The sequence below is a fragment of the Aestuariivirga sp. genome (assembly GCF_041738905.1).
GTDB lineage: Bacteria > Pseudomonadota > Alphaproteobacteria > Rhizobiales > Aestuariivirgaceae > Aestuariivirga.
On record NZ_JBGSOZ010000115.1, the window covers coordinates 36074 to 54134 of the forward strand.

The following is an 18061-nucleotide window of genomic DNA, read 5'->3' on the forward strand; positions in this document are numbered from 1 at the left end:
GATCGGCGGGACCCCTCTGATGGCCATCAAGCTTTACAAGGGCGACCTGCCCGCCGGACTGGACTTCGGGAGTTCGGTGGCGATTGATTCCGAGACCCTCGGACTGGTGCCGCGCCGCGACAAGCTCTGCCTCATCCAGCTCTCTTCCGGCGATGGCAATGCCCATCTGGTGCAGCTTGACCGTTCGAGCTACGACGCGCCCAACCTCAAGGCGCTGCTCACCGATCCCGGCGTCACCAAGATCTTCCACTATGCCCGCTTCGACGTGGCGGTGATCAAGTATTACCTTGGCGTCGACACCGCTCCGATCTATTGCACCAAGATCGCCTCGAAGCTGACCCGCACCTATACCGACCGCCACGGCCTGAAGGACCTCATCAAGGAACTTCTTGGAATCGAGCTGAACAAGCAGCAGCAGAGCTCCGACTGGGGCGCCCATGTCCTGTCCGACGCGCAGAAGCAATATGCCGCGCAGGATGTGCTCTATCTCCACGAGACGAAGGCCCGCCTCGACCACATGCTGGCGCGCGAGGGCCGCACCGAAATCGCACGGGCCTGCTTCGACTTCGTGCCCACCCGCGCCGCGCTCGATCTTGCGGGCTGGACCGAGGAAGATGTCTTCGCCCACTAACCCGGCCGCAGCGAGCGCCTTGCGCTGGGCCAGGCTTTCGCGCCTGCTGAGCTGGCTTGCGATCCTCGTCGGCGTGGGCTTCGTGGTCGCCTTCTTGGCGCAGGCCGGGCTGTTCGCGTCGTTTCTTCCGAACGAGCCTTCGGCACCTCCGGCGGTGCAGCCCGATCAGATCAACGCGACGGAATCGACTGTCAGCGGCATGGACCGCGAGAACCAGCCCTATGAGGTGAAGGCCAAGCGTGGCTGGCAGGACGACAAGACCCCGAACCTCGTCCATCTCGACACCGTCGAGGGCCTTTTCCGCCGCGCCGCCGGGGTGGAATACACCATCACGGCCGACACCGGCCTCTACGACACATTCCTGAAGACGCTCGATCTCGCCGGGCATGTGCGGATCGTGCAGAAGGATCGCTTTACCGCCCTCATGGAAAAGGCTCATGTGGTAGTGGAAGAGAAGAAACTCACCTCGGACGTTCCGGTGGACGTCACATTCGGGTCCGGCACCATCCGGGCCAACGGCATGCAAATAACCGATGACGGTGCGCGGATTCTGTTCTTGAATAGGGTCAAGGCACAGTTCGACGCCCCGGCAGCGAAGGGAGACTCCAAACCATGACTGACAGTCTGAAGATGGCCACAGCCGCGGTGCTGTTCATGCTGGCGGCAGCCTGGCCCGCGGCGGCCCAGACGGCCAAGCCGCCGGCGCCTGTCAACATCGAGGCTAACGAGATGGAAATCATCGATGCCGACAAGAAGGCGATCTTCCGGGGCAATGTCGATGCCACGCGCGGCGACACCAATCTCAAGTCCGACGATCTCACGGTGCTCTATGCCGACGTGAAGCAGCCCGACGGAACGACCAAGACCGACGCGACCAAGCTCGATGCCAAGGGCAACGTCACGATCAAGACACCGCGCGAAACCATCACCGGCGACTGGGCCAGGTTCGACGTGCAGGCCAACAAGCTGGTGGTCGGCGGCAACGTGAAGCTCGTCCAGGGCTCGACCGTGCTGACCGGCAAGGAACTGAACGCCGATCTCAACACCGACAAGATCCAGATGACCGGCGGCCGCGTGAAGGGCAGTTTCCTGCCCAAGTGACCGGCCTTATCTAAAATTAAACCTATTGGGTGGAAATTCACTTGGCGCGTGATGAAGACGTGGTGACGGAAAGACAGGCTCCGAAACGGGCTCCCGGGCGGGCACAGATTCCGCAGGCGGAGAAGGTTTCAGTGACAGTCGATCCGGAGCGCCCCGGCCTCGTCGTGGAGGGACTGCGTAAGTCCTACAAGCGGCGGCCCGTGGTGCGAGACGTGTCGCTCTCCGTCAGGCGTGGTGAAGCTGTGGGACTTCTGGGACCCAATGGCGCCGGCAAGACGACCGTGTTCTACATGATCACGGGCCTGATTGCCGCCGACAGCGGCCGGATCAGCCTCGACGGCACGGATATCACCCATCTGCCCATGTATCGGCGGGCACGCTTGGGAATTGGATATCTGGCGCAGGAGAGCTCGATCTTTCGCGGCCTCACCGTAGAGGAAAACATTCGCGCCGTACTGGAGCTCACCGAGGGCTCAAGGGCGAAGCGCGACAGTAAGTTGCGTGAGTTGCTTGATGAGTTCTCCATCTCCCACCTCCGGCATTCGCCGGCTGTTGCGCTATCTGGCGGTGAGCGCCGCCGCGTGGAAATCGCCCGCGCCCTCGCAGCCGATCCCGAGTTCATGCTCCTCGACGAGCCCTTCGCCGGAATTGATCCGATTGCGATCAGTGATATTCGCAAGCTGGTGCGACAGCTCACCGCTCGGGGAATCGGGGTGCTTGTTACGGATCACAACGTCCGCGAAACCCTCGAACTCATCGATACCGCGCTCATCATCCATGAGGGCACGGTCCTGACCCAGGGCACTCCCGATGAGATCGTCAGCAACGCAGATGTCCGGCGCTACTATCTCGGCGCCGACTTCAGCCTTTGACATAGGCTGAGGAACGCCATGGCGTTGAACCAGAGGCTCGAGCTTCGCCAGGGCCAATCGCTGGTCATGACGCCGCAACTGCAGCAGGCGATCAAGCTTCTGCAGATGTCGAACATGGAACTCCAGGCCTTCGTCGACCAGGAACTCGAACGCAACCCGCTGCTCGAACGCGACGAGCGCGGCGAAGTCCAGAAGCAGCCGGTCGAGGCGCCCCAGTCCGAACCCGACATGGTGAGCGCACTCAGTTCCAACACCGCCACCGAAGAGCGGCTGCGCACGCTCGATACCGATCTCGACAACGTCTACACGCACGAATCGCGCGCCGACGCCGCCAACCGCGAGGCCATGGGGCCCGCCGATTCGGGCTGGTCGTCTCTCAAGCCGTCCGGTGGCCTGTCGCTGGATGCCGACGACCTCGATTTCGCGTCCACGCTCTCGAAACAACCGACGCTCTCCGAACACCTGACGGACCAGATGACGCTGCTGCTCCTCGATCCGGCGGAACGCCTCATCGGCCAGCACCTGATCGGCACGCTCAACGAAGCGGGCTACCTGACAGCCGATGCCGCCGCCATGGCCGAAACGCTCGGTACCTCGGTGGCGCATGTGGAAACCGTGCTCACCAAGCTGCAGGAGTGCGATCCGCCGGGAGTCTTCGCGCGCGATCTGAAGGAATGCCTGACGATCCAGCTGAAGGAGATCAACCGCTACGACCCGGCCATGGCGGCGCTTGTCGGCAATCTCGAACTGGTGGCGAAGCGCGACTACAATGCGCTGAAATCGCTTTGCCGCGTCGATATCGACGATCTGAAGGACATGATCGCCGAACTCCGCAATCTCAATCCGAAGCCCGGGCACGCCTTCGGCTCCGAGCCCGTTCAGCCGGTGATCCCGGATGTGCACGTCAGGGCCTCTCCGGAAGGCGCCTGGATCGTTGAACTCAATACCGAGACGCTGCCGCGCGTGCTGATCAACAACCAGTATCTCGCGCGGGTCTCGGGCAAAACCGCGCGGAGTGAAGACAAGCTCTACCTTTCGGAATGCCAGGCCAACGCGACCTGGCTGGTGAAAAGCCTCGACCAGCGCGCCAGGACGATCCTCAAGGTAGCCCGTGAAATCGTGCGCCAGCAGGATGCCTTCCTCGTCCTCGGCGTGCAGCATCTGAGGCCACTCAATCTGAAGACCGTGGCCGACGCGATCGAGATGCACGAGTCGACGGTGAGCCGCGTCACCTCGAACAAGTACATGTCGACGCCTCGCGGCATCTTCGAGCTGAAGTACTTCTTCACCACCGCGATCGCCAATTCCGAGTCGGATGGCGACGCGCATTCCGCCGAGGCGGTCCGCCACCGCATAAAGGAACTGATCGGTGCCGAGGCCGGAAATGTCCTCTCGGATGACACGATCGTCGAGAAACTCAACCAGGCAGGAATCGACATCGCCCGCCGCACCGTTGCCAAGTACAGGGAAGCATTGGGTATTCCCTCTTCTGTCCAGCGCCGACGCGAACTCAAGGTACAAGTCCGGCAAGGCCGTTGACTTGATGGCACCCCGCGACTAGGTTCCGCCCGCTTCGCATGGCCCGGGTGATCGGCGCCCTCACCCCCGTAACCGATTCGTGAAGCGGGCAGAGGCGCGTTCAATCTAAAAGCTTGAGGCCAGTTGACGTTCGAGGCAAACGCGCCCATGTGTAAGAGACACGGGGCGAAGCAGGGATATTTGCGACGACCATGCAGATCAAAGTCACCGGTAAGAACCTCGACGTTGGCGACGCCTTGCGCGAGCACGTTGAAACCCGTCTCAACCAGCTCAAGCAGAAGTATTTCGAAGGCACGGTCCATGCTCATGTGACCGTGGAGCGGCAGCGTGTGGGCTTCCACACCGACTGCGCCCTTCATCTCGCCACCGGCCTCGTGCTCCAGGCCCAGGGCAATGGCGCGGAAGCCCATCCGAGCTTCGACCAGGCAGCGAGCCATCTGGAGAAGCAGCTTCGCCGCTACAAGCAGCGCCTGAAGGACCATCACCGCTCGCGCCGTGAGCCTGTGCGCCAGATGGAGGCGCAGAGCTATGTGATCACCGCTGCCCCGGATACCGACGAAGAGCCGCAAGGGCTCAGCCCCGTGGTGGTGGCTGAAACCGACATCAGACTTCCGGAACTGTCTGTAGGTGAGGCGGTGATGCAGCTCGACATTTCAACCACACCCTTCCTGCTCTTCCGCAATGGCGGGCACGGGGGTCTCAATCTCGTTTACCGGCGCCCGGACGGGAACATCGGCTGGGTCGATCCCAAGCCGCAAGCCTGACACGCCGGACCTCTTCGAGAAACGGGACTTCCCCCGCATGACCCTGGACGCCATCATCGACAAGCAGTCTGTTCTGGCCAGCCTCAAGGCCCAGAACAAGAAGCAGCTGCTTCTGGAGCTGTCGCAGACCCTCGCCAACCGTGTCGCCATCGATCACCGGCTGATCTTCGAGACGCTGTTGAAGCGCGAGAAGCTGGGCTCGACCGGCATCGGCCAGGGCATTGCGATCCCACATGGAAAGCTCGCCATGCTGACGCGGGTCTATGGTGTCTTCGCGCGCCTCGCAGCACCGGTCGATTTCGATTCGGTGGATGGCCAGCCGGTTGATCTGGTCTTCGTGCTGCTGGCGCCCGAACATGCCGGCGCCGACCATTTGAAGGCGCTTGCGCGGATTTCCCGCCTGTTGCGCGATCCCTCGGTGGTGGCGAAACTGCGCGGTACCGAAGACCCGGAGGGACTTTACGCCATCCTCACCGAGCCTGCCGCCTCGCCTGCCACAAACGCCAGCGCGGCCTGATCCCTCAACGCCAACGCAATGAAAATGCCCGGACATTGTCCGGGCATCCTCCTGTCAGTGGACGCTCATCGGCATGAGTTCATGCTCGAAGGCACTGCCCACGGCGGCCTCACGCGAACCCGAAATCGAGACGGGCGTGCCATCGGCGCCATAGAGGCAGAACAGCTTTGAATTGGGCGACACTTTCGCCTGGTTGCCGAGCAGCCGCCTCGCCTCGCGCACTTCGATTTCACGGATATAGCCGAGAGCGCCACCGCCCAGAAGGGCGAGGTCTTCGGGCGTCAGTTCAATCGTCTTCTTTTCGTCTTGGGTCGTGTTCATGACATCACCCTCCAATCTGGATACGGCGGACAATCCGCCTCGGTTCTGGCCGTTCGAGATGAAGCTCCAGCAGGCCGTTTTCCAGCCGGGCTCCGGTCACTTCCATGCCGTCGGCAAGGACGAATGTCCGGGCGAACTGCCGGGCTGCGATTCCACGGTGCAGGAAGGCCCTGCCGTCATCCTCTTTCTGGCGGCCACGGATCACCAGCTGGTTCTCCTCGACCGTCACATCGAGTTCGTCACGCCCGAAGCCAGCCACTGCCAGCGTGATGCGCAGGCGTTCGGCTTCACCCTCGGCCCGCGGCAGGCGCTCGATGTTATAGGGAGGATAGCCGTCACCTGAGGCTTTCGAGGCCCGGTCAAGCATCCGCTCAAGCTCGTCGAAGCCGAGCAGGAGGGGGGAAGAAAACATGGATACGCGAGTCATTGTCCTTTGCCCTTGTGTAAAGCAGCAAGCGCGGCTGGAACCCGAAACGGCATTCTCAACCACAATCCCCATATGTGAAACCTGTTCCCCGGTTTCAAGCCGGGTGCTTGACCGTGGCGCCAACATGATGGTTTGATCGCCTGATCAAAGAATGAATCGCAGCCGTCAAATGGTTGTGGTTAAATCGCCGGGAACCAACAGGGAGACGACAACATGCTCAGACGTTCACTGCTCGCGGCCGCAGCCGCCCTTGCCATGATGGCAGGCGCTGCATCTGCTGCCGACGACAAGCCGGCCATCGTGTTCGATATCGGCGGCAAGTTCGACAAGTCCTTCAACGAGAGCATGTACAACGGCTCCGAGAAGTTCAAGGCCGAAACCGGCATTGCCTACGGCGAGTTCGAGATCGCTAACGAGGCCCAGCGCGAACAGGCGATCCGCAACTTTGCCGATCAGGGTTATTCGCCGATCATCGCGGCGGGCTTCGCACAGGCCTCGGCGCTCGAGAAGGTCGCCAAGGAATATCCCGAACTGAAATTCGCCATCGTCGATATGGTGGTGGACCTGCCGAACGTCCAGTCCATCGTGTTCAACGAGCACGAAGGCTCCTACATTGTCGGCATTCTGGCTGCCATGGCATCGAAATCCGGCAAGGTCGGCTTCGTCGGCGGCATGGACATTCCGCTCATCCGCAAGTTCGCCTGCGGCTATGCGCAAGGTGTCAAGGCCGCCAAGGCCGATGCGACGATCTTCCAGAACATGACGGGCGACACGGGCGCGGCCTGGAACGATCCCGTCAAAGGCGGCGAGATCACCAAGGGCCAGATGGCCCAGGGTGCGGACGTGATCTACGCGGCAGCGGGTGCCACCGGACTCGGCGTGCTGCAGGCCGCGGCCGATGGCGGAGCGCTCTCGATCGGCGTCGACGCCAACCAGAACTACCTCCATCCCGGCAAGGTCCTCACCTCCATGCTGAAGCGCGTGGATGTCGCCGTCTATAACGTCATGAAGTCTGGCAAGGACGGCACCTTCACCCCCGGCATCCAGGCCTTGGGCCTCAAGGAAGACGGTGTTGGCTATGCCATGGACGACAACAACAAGGCGCTGGTGACGCCTGAGATGCAGGCCGCTGCCGAGAAGGCCAAGGCCGACATCATCGCCGGCACCATCAAGGTGCACGACTACACCGCCGACAACACCTGCCCGGTGCAGTAAGAAACGCTCCTGATCCCCTTCCCCCCTCGTGGGGGAAGGTGGCGCGAAGCGCCGGATGAGGGGGGCGGTACGGCAGGCCTCAAAGGCCAGGCAAGTGACTGACCCCTCATCCGTCTCGCATCTTCGATGCGATCCACCTTCTCCCGCGAGGGGAGAAGGAAGTGTGGGGCACTCATGACTTCCCAGTCCTCGGCAATTCCCGCCATCGAACTCATCGGCATCGACAAGCGCTTCGGTTCGGTTCACGCCAACAAGGATGTGAACCTTTTGATCGGGCAGGGATCGATTCACGGCATCATCGGCGAGAATGGCGCCGGCAAGTCCACGCTGATGTCGATCCTGTTCGGCTTCTATCATGCCGACAAGGGCGAGATCCGCGTGAAGGGGCAGCCGGTCAGGATCAAGTCCTCGTCCGATGCTATCTCGCTCGGCATCGGCATGGTGCACCAGCACTTCATGCTGGTCGATCCCTTTACGGTTTTGGAGAACGTGGTACTGGGTGCCGAAGGTGGCGTGCTGATCGGACCCGCGCTCGACAAGGCCCGCGCCGAACTGACGCGGCTTGCCCACGACTATGAACTCGATGTCGATCCCGATGCCATCGTCGGCGAGCTTCCCGTCGGACTTCAGCAGCGCGTGGAAATTCTCAAGGCCCTGTTCAGGGGCGCTGAGACGCTCATCCTCGATGAACCGACGGGCGTGCTCACACCCGACGAAGCCGATCACCTCTTCCGCATCCTGGGAACGCTGCGCGACCAGGGCAAGACCGTCATCCTCATCACCCACAAGCTGCGTGAGATCATGGCCATCACCGATCATGTCTCGGTGATGCGGCGGGGCGAGATGGTGGCGGAGTTTAAGACGAAGAACACCAGCGTCGAGCAACTGGCCGATGCGATGGTCGGCCGCCATGTCCTGCTCCAGGTCGAGAAGGGCAAGGCCAGTCCCGGCGAAGTGATCCTCGATGTCCGGAACCTTACCTGGAAGGACAGGAAGGGCGTGCCCCGCGTCGACAATGTGTCCCTCCAGGTGCGAAAAGGCGAGATCGTCGGCATTGCAGGCGTCTCGGGCAATGGCCAGTCGGAATTGCTCGACGTCATCAGTGGAATCGCCAAGCCCACCTCGGGCCAGGTGATCTTCGAGGGCAAGGATATCGGCGTGCTGGGCGATCCTGCGCATGTCCGCGCCGAGGGCTTGGCTCATGTGCCGGAAGACCGCCAGCACCGCGGCCTCATCAAGGAATTCGATGCCAGCGAAACCATGATCCTCGGCTGGCATCACGATGAAGCCCTGGGGCGGGGCTTCCGCCTCGATCGCGCCAAAGTGATTGCCCGCGCGAAATCGGAAATGGAAACCTTCGACGTCCGCCCGCCGGACCCCTTGTTGAAGAGCGCCAAATTCTCCGGCGGCAACCAGCAGAAGATCATTCTCGCACGCGAGATGCTGAGCAATCCCGATCTCCTGATCGTCGGGCAGCCAACGCGCGGCGTCGACATCGGTGCCATCGAATTCATTCACAAGCGCATCATCGCGCTCAGGGATCAGGGCAAGGCGATCCTGCTGGTGTCGGTGGAGCTCGATGAAATCCGGTCGCTGTCCGACAGAATACTGGTGATGTTCACGGGCAAGATCATGGGCGAGCGCGGCCCTGAGGCCGACGAACGTGAGCTGGGCCTCCTGATGGCCGGCGTTGCCAAGGATGCCGCCTGATGGGCCCGCGTGGAGAACTCCCCGCATGGGTAGATCTGGGACTGATCCCGCTGCTCAACCTCACCGTCGCGCTGCTTGTCGCCGGTCTGGTGGTCGTCATCATCGGCGAGAACCCGTTAGAGGCCATGTGGATCATGCTTAATGGCGCGGTGGGCTCGCTCAAGGGCTGGGGCTACCTGCTCTACTACGCCACCAATTTTGTCTTCACCGGCCTGGCCGTGGCCGTGGCCTTTCACGCCGGTCTCTTCAACATTGGCGGCGAGGGCCAGGCCTATATGGCGGGGGTCGGTGCCGCTGCGGTGGGCCTCGGGCTCGAATTCCTGCCATGGCCCATCGTCATTCCCCTGGCGATCCTCGCATCCATGGCGGTGGGCGCCTTCTGGGCCTGGATCCCTGGCATCCTGCAGGCCAAGCGCGGCAGCCACATCGTGATCACCACGATCATGTTCAACTTCATCGCCGCGAGTCTCGTCGGCTATCTCATCAATTACTGGTTCCGGCCGGTGGGGAAGATGGCGGTGGAGAGCCGCGAGATTACCGGCGCCTACATCATGAGCTTCCGCGAAGTGGCGCGCGAGTTCTTCGGCGTGCGCGTGGCATCGAGCCCGCTGAACTTCTCGGTCTTCCTTGCCATCATCGCGGCCTTCGCCGTGTGGTACCTGCTGTGGCGCACCAAGCTCGGCTACGAAATCCGCGCCTTCGGGGCCAATCCGAGTGCAGCCGTCTATGCGGGCATAAAGCCCGACCGCATCATCATCATCACCATGGCAATTTCCGGAGCACTCGCCGGGCTGATGGCGGTGAACGAAATCCTCGGCGTGCAGCACCGCCTCGTCCTCGGCTTCGTCGGCGGCGCCGGCTTCGTCGGCATTGCGGTGGCGCTCATGGGCCGCTCGCATCCCGTCGGCATCGTGCTGGCAGCCTTGCTCTTTGGGCTTCTTTATCAAGGCGGCTCCGAACTCTCCTTCGCAAAGCCCGGCATCAACCGCGACATGATCGTGGTCATCCAGGGCCTCGTCATCCTATTCATGGGGGCGCTGGAATATGCCTTCCGCCCGGCGCTGGCGATGCTGTTCTTCAAGGCGGAGGATTGATCGCATGGACCTCTATGCCGAAATCTTCGCCTCCACCATCCGCATGTCGGTGCCGCTGGTTCTGGCCGCACTCGCGGGCCTGTGGTCTGAACGCTCCGGCATTGTCGATATCGGGCTCGAGGGCAAGATGCTGGCGGCAGCCTTCATCGCGGCCTCGGCCTCGGCCGTCTATGGCTCGGCCTGGATTGGATTGTTTTTCGCCATTCTGGTGTCGGTCGGGCTCGCCCTCGTTCATGGCTATGCCTCGATCAACCAGCGAGGCAACCAGGTCGTCTCTGGCGTCGCCATCAACATGCTGGCCGCTGGCCTTGCGGTGGTGCTGGGCAATACCTGGTTCAAGGAAGGCGGGCGAACGCCTTCGCTTCCACCTGCGGGCCGCTTCATGCCGCTGGACATTCCGGGTGTTTCCGCCCTGGCCGATGTTCCGGTTCTGGGCTTCCTCGCGAAGGTGTTCCTCTCGCATTCGATCATCACCTATCTGGCAATCATTCTAGTGGTGCTCACTGCATGGGCGCTGTCGCGCACGCGCTTCGGGTTGAGGCTCCGCGCGGTCGGTGAAAATCCGCATGCGGTCGATACGGCAGGCATTTCGGTTGCAGGGCTCCGCTACAGGGCGGTCATCATCGCAGGCGTGCTTTGCGGGCTGGCGGGCGCCTTCATTTCAACCTCGCTGTCATCGAGTTTCGTGCGCGACATGACGGCGGGCGGCGGCTTCATGGCGCTCGCCGCTCTGATCTTCGCCAACTGGCGGCCCTGGCGGGCGCTCTTCGCCTGTCTTCTCTTCGGCTTCCTGCAGGCTTCCGGCAACTATCTGCAGGGCGTCTCGGTCGGGGGAGTGCAGATCCCCGTGCAGTTCATCAACATGCTGCCCTATGTGCTGACGGTTGTGCTGCTGGCGGGCTTCATCGGCAAGTCGATCCCGCCCAAGGCCTCCGGCATTCCCTATACGAAGGACCGCTGACATGCGCGATCTTATCGACGCAGCGAAGGCCGCGAGGCTCAAAGCCCATGCGCCTTACTCGAACTTCCTCGTGGGCGCGGCGATGCGCGACGAACAGGGCCGCGTGCACGGCGGCTGCAACATCGAGAATGCCGCCTATCCGCAAGGCTGGTGCGCCGAACCGTCGGCAATTTCCGCGCTCATCATGGCAGGCGGCACGCGTATCACCGAAGTGGCGGTGATGGGAAATGGCGACGCGCTTTGCACGCCCTGCGGCGGCTGCCGCCAGAAGATTCGCGAGTTCGCGAAAGGCGACGTGAAAATCCACTGCTGCACGGAGGAGGGCGAACTGATCCGCAGTTTCACCTTCGATGAACTGCTGCCAGCCTCTTTCGGTCCGGAGAACCTCGCATGAACGATCTCGCGAAGAAACTCAATGGCCGCGCGCCGAAGACGGCCATCATCCTGGGGTCCAGCCTCGGGCCTGTGGCCGACGCTCTGAAAGACCCGCTCGTCATTCCGTATACGGAGCTTTCCGGCTTTCCGGTGCCGAAGATTTCAGGCCACGCGGGCAAGCTCTTCGTGGGGAAGATCGAGGGCCAGGAGGTGGCCGTGCTGGCGGGCCGCGCGCACCCTTATGAATCGGGCAACGCCGCCGTGATGCGCCCGGCCATCGAGATGCTGAAAGGTGCTTGCATCGAGACGCTGATCCTCACCAATGCCGCGGGAAGCCTGAAGCCCGAGATGCGTCCGGGTTCCCTCATGCTCATCACCGACCACATCAACTATTCCGGCATGAACCCCTTGATCGGCCAGCACGGCGACGAGAACTTCGTGCCGATGACCGATGCCTATGAGCCCGCTCTCCGCGCACGCCTTGAGGCGGCGGCAAAAGCGTCAAGTGTCGCGCTGCATCAGGGCGTCTACTGCTGGTACTCGGGGCCGTCCTTCGAGACGCCAGCGGAGATCCGCATGTTCCAGATCATCGGCGGCTCGGCGGTCGGCATGTCGACGGTGCCCGAGACCATCCTCGCGCGCCGCTTCGGGCTGAAAGTCGCAGGCCTTTCCGTCATCACCAACCTGGCCGCCGGAATCGAAGGCGCTTCGCCCAGCCACGAGGAGACCAAACGCGAGGGCGCCAGGGCCGCCGACAACGTGGTGGCGCTGCTCAGTCAGTTTTTCAGGGACGCCTGAGATGCTGCCGCAGGAAGTCATCCGCCGGAAGCGCGATGGGGCCGCACTCTCGCGTGATGAAGTTCAGGAGTTCATCGCGGGGCTCACATCGGGCAGCGTATCGGAAGGCCAGGTGGCGGCCTTCGCCATGGCCGTGTTCTTCAAGGGCATGAGCCGCGAGGAAGCCGTGGGCCTCACGCTCGCCATGCGGGACTCTGGCACGGTGCTGACATGGGACCTGCCCGGGCCGGTGGTAGACAAGCATTCCTCCGGCGGCATCGGCGACAATCTTTCCTTGATGCTCGCGCCCATGCTGGCAGCTTGCGGGCTCTATGTGCCGATGATCTCAGGCAGGGGCCTCGGCCATACGGGCGGCACGCTCGACAAGCTCGATTCCATTCCGGGCTATGTCACCCAACCGGGCCTCGACCTGTTCCGGAAAGTGACCCGCGACGCGGGCTGCGCCATCATCGGCCAGACCGCCGATCTCGCACCCGCCGACAAGCGCCTCTATGGCATTCGAGACGTGACGGCCACGGTCGAATCCATACCGCTCATCACGGCATCGATACTGTCGAAGAAGCTCGCAGCAGGCCTTCAACATCTGGTGCTCGACGTGAAGGTGGGATCGGGCGCATTCATGGCAACGATGGAAGAGGCGGTGGGTCTCGCTGAGAGCCTGGTCGCGGTGGCGAATGGCGCGGGACTCAGGACCACCGCGCTGATCACCGATATGGACGAGCCTCTCGCACCCTATGCCGGCAATGCGCTGGAAGTCGCCCATGCCTGCGGCTTCCTCACAGGCGAGATCGTCAATCGTCGCGTTATGGAGATCACGCTGGCGCTCGGTGCAGAGTTGTTGCTCAGCGCCAGGATCGATAGCGATGCCGAGACCGCGAAAGCCCGCCTCAGGAACACCATCGACACCGGTGCCGCAGCCGAACGTTTCGAGCGTATGGTGGCGGCTCTGGGTGGGCCGACTGATTTCCTGAGAGACCACCAGAAGTACCTGATACAGGCCCCTATCATCCGCCCTGTGTTTGCCGATGAGAATGGTGTCGTGGCATCCATTCGCACGCGCGAGCTTGGTCTCGCCGTCATCGAGCTTGGTGGCGGGCGGCGCGTGGCCACCGATATGATCGATCACCGCGTTGGCCTTGCGCAACTGCTGGGCAAGGGCTTTGCAGCGGATTTCAACACGCCGCTCTGCTGGGTCCATGCCGCCGACGAGGCCTCGTTCGAAAGGGCTGCGGCCATCGTGAAAAGCGCATATTCTGTGGGGGATGCGCCCGGGAAATCGACGGCGATCCACGCGCGCATCGCCGCCTGAAACAGGAGGGTCCATGCCCCGCGCCTTTCTCCTGATCCTCGATTCCTTCGGCATCGGCGGAGCGCCCGATGCAGCAGCCTTCGGCGACGAGGGATCGAACACGCTCGCGCATATCTGCGATCACATGGCGCTGAACGTGCCGCACATGGCCTCGCTTGGGCTGGGGCAGGCGGCGGCGTTGTCGACGGGCCGCAATCCGCTGGCTCCCGCCAGCCTCATCGGGCAATATGGCTGTGCGACCGAAGTCTCGCGCGGCAAGGACACCATCACCGGCCATTGGGAAATCGGCGGCGTGCCGCTGAAATTCGACTGGGGCTATTTTCCGCACACTGTTCCCGCCTTTCCTCAGGAATTGATCGACGGCATCGTCAGCCGCGCCAATCTTCCCGGCCTTCTCGCCATGTGCCACGCATCGGGAACGCAGGTGATCGAGGATTTCGGGGAGGAGCATCTGCGAACCGGCAAGCCGATCGCCTACACGAGTGCCGACAGCGTTTTGCAGATCGCGGCGCACGAGGAGCATTTCGGGCTTGAACGCCTCTATGAGGTTTGCCGCATCGCGCGCGAACTCACATACCCGATGAACATCGGCCGTATCATCGCGAGGCCCTTCGTCGGCGAGACGGCCAAGACCTTCACCCGCACCGGCCACCGCAAGGACTTCGCGGTGACGCCCCCATCGCCCACGCTGCTCGAGGTCTTGAGCAAGGCGGGGCGCGACGTCGTATCGGTCGGCAAGATCGGTGACATCTATGCCCATGTCGGCACGGGCCGCGAGATCAAGGGGGCGGGCAACCCTGCCTTCATGGCGACGACTCTCGCCAACATGGATGGCCTAGCCGATGGCGGATTCCTGATGACCAACTTTGTCGACTTCGACTCCGAGTTCGGACACAGGCGCGATCCCATCGGCTACGGCACGGCGCTCGAAGCCTTCGACGCCCAGCTTCCGCAGATCATCACAAAGCTCCGGGAGGGCGATCTTCTGGTGATGACAGCCGACCACGGCAACGACCCCACATGGAAAGGCACCGACCACACGCGCGAGCAGGTTCCGGTGATGACTTACATTCGCGGCATCACGCCCGGCAGCTTCGGCCGCCGCAAGAGCTTCGCGGACATCGGACAGACCATTGCCAGGCATCTGGGCGTCGGTCCGCTGGATGCGGGCGAGGCGTGGACGATCTGATCAGTCCGGCCGCTTCAGCACCGCCTGCAGCACATTCCTCACGCCGATCGCGCCCATGAACCTGTCGTTCTCGTCGAAGATGGCGACGGGCGCCACGTCGGTATTGTGGATCGCCAGCATCACGATCTTGAGCGATGTTCCGGGCCGCGCCCAGTAGACGGGCCGTGAGTCGGGCGCTGCCGGCTTTTCAACCTCATCACACGAAACCCACGTTGCATTGAGGCCGTCACGCTCCGCGGCGACGACCTTGCCATCTTCGTCCAATTTGAAGCGCGTGGTCCGGCGCTTGTCGAGCCACACCCAGCCTTGCCCGTCGCGTTCGAGGTCGTGGAGGGGCCGCATGACATTCCATGCCGTGAGCACCGAGAGCGGGTTTACATTGGCGATGAAGTCGCGCACGTAATCGTTGGCAGGCTTCAGCACGATGTCTTCGGGCGCACCCGACTGCACGATGCGGCCGCCTTCCATGATGGTGATGCGGCTGCCGATCTTGAGCGCCTCCTCAAGATCGTGGCTGACGAAGATGATCGTCTTCTTGATCTGTTTCTGGAGCTGCAGAAGCTCGTCCTGCAACTTTGTGCGGATCAGCGGATCGAGTGCGGAGAAGGGCTCATCCATGAGCAGGACCGGCGCCTCGGTGGCAAAGGCGCGGGCGAGGCCCACGCGCTGCTGCATGCCGCCCGACAATTCATGCACATACTTGTTGGCCCACTGGTCGAGACCCACGAGCTTCAACTGCTTGTCGACCTTGGCGTTGCGCTCGGCCACCGGAACGCCCGCGAGTTCCAGTCCGAGTCCGGCGTTCTCGCGCACCGTGCGCCATGGCAATAGCGCGAATTGCTGGAACACCATGGCCACCTGCTTCTGGCGGATGTGGCGCAAGGTGGACTCATCGCATGATGCGACGTCCACCATGCGGGCGCCGTCCTTCACCAGCACTTCGCCGCCCGTGACCTTGTTGAGGCCGTTGACGGCGCGCAGCAGCGTGGACTTGCCGGAGCCCGAGAGGCCCATCAGTACGCTGATCTCGCCTTCGTTCACCTTGAGATTGGCACCCGTGGCACCCAGCACCGCGCCGGTTTTGGCGAGAATGTCGGAACGGTGCGCCCCAGCATGAGCCATTTTGAGCGCTTCTTTCGAGTTGTCGCCAAAAATGATGTCGACGTTCTTGAATTCGACGGATGTGGTCATTTCTTCGATCCCGCCTTCACGGCCAGCATGCGGTCAAGGATGATGGCCAGCACCACGATGGCGAGGCCCGCCTCGATGCCGAGCGGAATGTTGCGATTGGCGAGCGCCTTGTTCACCGGATTGCCGAGGCTCGGCGCGCCGATGAGCGTGGCGAAGACCACCATGGAGAGCGACAGCATGATGCACTGCGTGAGGCCCGCCATGATGGACGGCAGCGCCGCCGGCAGTTCGACCTTCCAGAGTAACTGATTGTGCGTGGCGCCAAAGCTCTCACCTGCCTCGATCATCGGCTTGGGGATCGAGGTGATGCCGAGATAGGTCATGCGCACGGGTGCCGGCATGGCGAAGATGATGGTGACGATGAGGGCCGGCGCCGCGCCAAGCCCGAAGAGGATGAGGATGGGGATCAGATAGACGAAGGTCGGCATCGTCTGCATGAGGTCGAGAAGCGGCTGCATCACGCGCCAGACCTTTGGGTTATGCGCAGCCCAGATGCCGAGCGGCACGCCGATCGACATCGAGAGGGCGGTGGAACCCACAACCAGCACCAGCGTCTGGATGGTCTCCTTCCACAATCCCTGATTCATGATGAAGAGCAGGCCGAGCAGCACGCCCAGCGCCAGCTTCCAGGATTTCTGCAGCCACCATGCGAAGGCGGCAATTCCGAGAGCCAGCACGATGGGCGGCAGGAAGAGAAGCCCTTCGGTGGCGTTCTGCACAATGAAGTTGAGCGAGATCTTCATGGCGTCGAACAGCCACTGGAAATATTCGACGATGAACTCGATGAAGCTCTTGCCCCATTGCCCGATAGGTATCTTCCACGACCTGATGAGATCGGAAACCGGATCCATGCTGCCCCTCCCCAGGGAATGCTCCCCTTCTGCAGTCGAGACTGCTGCTTTTATGAAGGGACGTCAAAGGCAAGAATTGAGAAGGCCCGGACTGGTGTCTCCTGCCCGGGCCTTGTGGATCGCTTATCCCTTCAGCGCGGCGTCGACCGCTGCGGCGGCGTCACCGCCGTCGAAGGTCGTGACGCCATCGAGCCACGGCTTCACCGTGTCCGGATTGGCCTTGAGCCAGGCCTTGGCGGTTTCCTTCGGATCAGCACCGTCCTTCAGCACCTTGTCCATCATCGCGCCTTCCATGGCGAGCGTGAACTTCAGGTTGGAGAGGAACTTGCCCGCATTGGGGCATTCGGCGGTGTAGCCGGCGCGGGCATTGGTATAGACGGTCGCGGCACCGAAGCCTGAGTCACCCATGCCGTCGAGATAGTGAATCTTCATCTCGCCGATGATCGGATGCGGCGTCCAGGCGAGGAAGGCGATCCACTCGTTGTTCTTGATCGCCTGCTCGGCGGCGGTCAGCATGCCGGCTTCCGAGCTCTCGACCAGCTCGAAGCCTTCGAGCTTGTTTGCCGGATTGGCGATCATCTCGCCGATGATGCGGTTGCCGTCATTGCCGGCCTCGATGCCATAGATCTTGGCGCCGAACTTGTCCTTGTGGGCGCCGATGTCGGTGAGGCTCTTGACGCCCGCGTCGGCCACATATTGCGGAACGACGAGGCCATAGCCGGCGCCTTCGAGATTGGTGCCGATGTTTTCGACCGACTTCTCGTCGAAATAGGCCTTCACGTCCGCCGTCATCGACGGCATCCAGTTTCCGAGAAACACGTCGATGTCGTTGTTCTTCATCGAGGCATAGGTGACCGGAACCGAGAGCTGCGAGGATTCGGGTTCATATCCCAGCGCTTCGAGGACGACCGAGGTGGCACCCGTCGTCACCTGAATGTCGGTCCAGCCGACGATCTCGGCAATGCGAACCTTCTTGCAGCTTTCGGGATCGGCGGCATAGGCGGGCGATGAAATGGCCGCGCCCAGCGCCAGAACGGCAGCGAAAGTCTTTAGTTTGGTATTCACGTGTTTTCTCCCTGTTCGGCCGGGGAACGCCATTTGCCTGCCCCTCTCAGCCCAGATCGAAGACTAGTGCAAGTTCGCGCCTGTTCGCAAGTTTTGACAGACATCTCAACTGTCACCTGCAGCGCCTTTGC

The 18061-nt window shown here is 62.4% G+C and carries 20 protein-coding genes; 15 read left to right on the forward strand and 5 right to left on the reverse strand.

Annotation, left to right across the window (positions count from 1 at the left end; all coding sequences use genetic code 11):
* The first annotated feature begins 19 nt into the window (after positions 1-19).
* From ACEW8Q_RS10365 to ptsN, 7 genes are all read left to right on the forward strand, one after another.
* The gene (locus ACEW8Q_RS10365; RefSeq protein WP_373503980.1) at positions 20-631 is read left to right on the forward strand and encodes a ribonuclease D; all 612 of its coding nucleotides are present in this window, start codon (positions 20-22) and stop codon (positions 629-631) included.
* Entirely contained in the window at positions 615-1247 is a 633-nt protein-coding gene (lptC, locus tag ACEW8Q_RS10370; RefSeq protein WP_373503981.1) for an LPS export ABC transporter periplasmic protein LptC, read from the forward strand. The genes ACEW8Q_RS10365 and lptC overlap by 17 nt, the downstream gene beginning before the upstream one ends.
* The gene (locus tag ACEW8Q_RS10375; RefSeq protein ID WP_373503982.1) at positions 1244-1732 is read left to right on the forward strand and encodes an LptA/OstA family protein; all 489 of its coding nucleotides are present in this window, start codon (positions 1244-1246) and stop codon (positions 1730-1732) included. Before lptC ends, ACEW8Q_RS10375 begins: the two co-directional genes overlap by 4 nt.
* A gap of 107 nt (positions 1733-1839) precedes the next feature.
* On the forward strand, positions 1840-2604 hold the full coding sequence (gene lptB, locus ACEW8Q_RS10380) for an LPS export ABC transporter ATP-binding protein (RefSeq protein WP_373504009.1): 765 nt from the start codon (positions 1840-1842) through the stop codon (positions 2602-2604).
* 18 nt (positions 2605-2622) lie between these two features.
* Positions 2623-4143: an RNA polymerase factor sigma-54 gene (gene rpoN, locus ACEW8Q_RS10385; RefSeq protein ID WP_373503983.1), complete on the forward strand. Its 1521-nt coding sequence runs from the start codon at positions 2623-2625 to the stop codon at positions 4141-4143.
* Between the two features lie 191 nt (positions 4144-4334).
* Positions 4335-4907, forward strand: a complete 573-nt coding sequence (gene hpf / locus ACEW8Q_RS10390; protein ID WP_373503984.1) for a ribosome hibernation-promoting factor, HPF/YfiA family — start codon at positions 4335-4337, stop codon at positions 4905-4907.
* A 37-nt stretch (positions 4908-4944) separates the two neighbouring features.
* Positions 4945-5424 (forward strand): PTS IIA-like nitrogen regulatory protein PtsN, encoded by a 480-nt coding sequence (gene ptsN / locus ACEW8Q_RS10395; RefSeq protein ID WP_373503985.1) that lies wholly within the window; start codon positions 4945-4947, stop codon positions 5422-5424.
* Between the two features lie 54 nt (positions 5425-5478).
* Here the strand turns inward: ptsN and ACEW8Q_RS10400 are convergent, their stop codons facing one another.
* Positions 5479-5745 carry a DUF1150 family protein gene (locus ACEW8Q_RS10400; RefSeq protein WP_373503986.1) on the reverse strand — a complete coding sequence of 89 codons (267 nt, stop codon included), beginning with the start codon at positions 5743-5745 and terminating at the stop codon, positions 5479-5481.
* Positions 5746-5749: 4 nt separating this feature from the next.
* Positions 5750-6172: an Hsp20 family protein gene (locus ACEW8Q_RS10405; RefSeq protein ID WP_373503987.1), complete on the reverse strand. Its 423-nt coding sequence runs from the start codon at positions 6170-6172 to the stop codon at positions 5750-5752.
* A gap of 213 nt (positions 6173-6385) precedes the next feature.
* On the opposite strand from ACEW8Q_RS10405, the gene ACEW8Q_RS10410 reads away from it, so the two are divergent.
* The 8 genes from ACEW8Q_RS10410 (at position 6386) to ACEW8Q_RS10445 (ending at position 14823) form a co-directional block, all read left to right on the forward strand.
* Positions 6386-7387, forward strand: a complete 1002-nt coding sequence (locus ACEW8Q_RS10410; protein ID WP_373503988.1) for a BMP family protein — start codon at positions 6386-6388, stop codon at positions 7385-7387.
* A gap of 174 nt (positions 7388-7561) precedes the next feature.
* Complete coding sequence (locus ACEW8Q_RS10415) at positions 7562-9097, forward strand: ABC transporter ATP-binding protein (protein WP_373503989.1); 1536 nt, start codon at positions 7562-7564, stop codon at positions 9095-9097.
* The gene (locus ACEW8Q_RS10420; RefSeq protein WP_373503990.1) at positions 9097-10191 is read left to right on the forward strand and encodes an ABC transporter permease; all 1095 of its coding nucleotides are present in this window, start codon (positions 9097-9099) and stop codon (positions 10189-10191) included. The genes ACEW8Q_RS10415 and ACEW8Q_RS10420 overlap by 1 nt, the downstream gene beginning before the upstream one ends.
* A gap of 4 nt (positions 10192-10195) precedes the next feature.
* Positions 10196-11152, forward strand: a complete 957-nt coding sequence (locus tag ACEW8Q_RS10425) for an ABC transporter permease (RefSeq protein ID WP_373503991.1) — start codon at positions 10196-10198, stop codon at positions 11150-11152.
* A 1-nt stretch (position 11153) separates the two neighbouring features.
* A complete protein-coding gene (gene cdd, locus ACEW8Q_RS10430; RefSeq protein WP_373503992.1) occupies positions 11154-11546 on the forward strand; it encodes a cytidine deaminase in 393 nt (130 codons plus the stop codon).
* Complete coding sequence (locus ACEW8Q_RS10435; RefSeq protein WP_373503993.1) at positions 11543-12325, forward strand: purine-nucleoside phosphorylase; 783 nt, start codon at positions 11543-11545, stop codon at positions 12323-12325. The genes cdd and ACEW8Q_RS10435 overlap by 4 nt, the downstream gene beginning before the upstream one ends.
* 1 nt (position 12326) lies before the next feature.
* A complete protein-coding gene (gene deoA, locus ACEW8Q_RS10440; protein WP_373503994.1) occupies positions 12327-13634 on the forward strand; it encodes a thymidine phosphorylase in 1308 nt (435 codons plus the stop codon).
* A 13-nt stretch (positions 13635-13647) separates the two neighbouring features.
* A complete protein-coding gene (locus ACEW8Q_RS10445) occupies positions 13648-14823 on the forward strand; it encodes a phosphopentomutase (protein WP_373503995.1) in 1176 nt (391 codons plus the stop codon).
* Here ACEW8Q_RS10445 and choV read toward each other — a convergent pair whose 3' ends face one another.
* The 3 genes from choV to choX form a co-directional block, all read right to left on the reverse strand.
* A complete protein-coding gene (gene choV / locus ACEW8Q_RS10450; protein ID WP_373503996.1) occupies positions 14824-16014 on the reverse strand; it encodes a choline ABC transporter ATP-binding protein in 1191 nt (396 codons plus the stop codon).
* Entirely contained in the window at positions 16011-16865 is an 855-nt protein-coding gene (gene choW / locus ACEW8Q_RS10455; RefSeq protein WP_373503997.1) for a choline ABC transporter permease subunit, read from the reverse strand. The genes choV and choW overlap by 4 nt, the downstream gene beginning before the upstream one ends.
* Before the next feature lie 123 nt (positions 16866-16988).
* A complete protein-coding gene (gene choX / locus ACEW8Q_RS10460; RefSeq protein WP_373503998.1) occupies positions 16989-17930 on the reverse strand; it encodes a choline ABC transporter substrate-binding protein in 942 nt (313 codons plus the stop codon).
* Between the last annotated feature and the right edge of the window lie 131 nt (positions 17931-18061).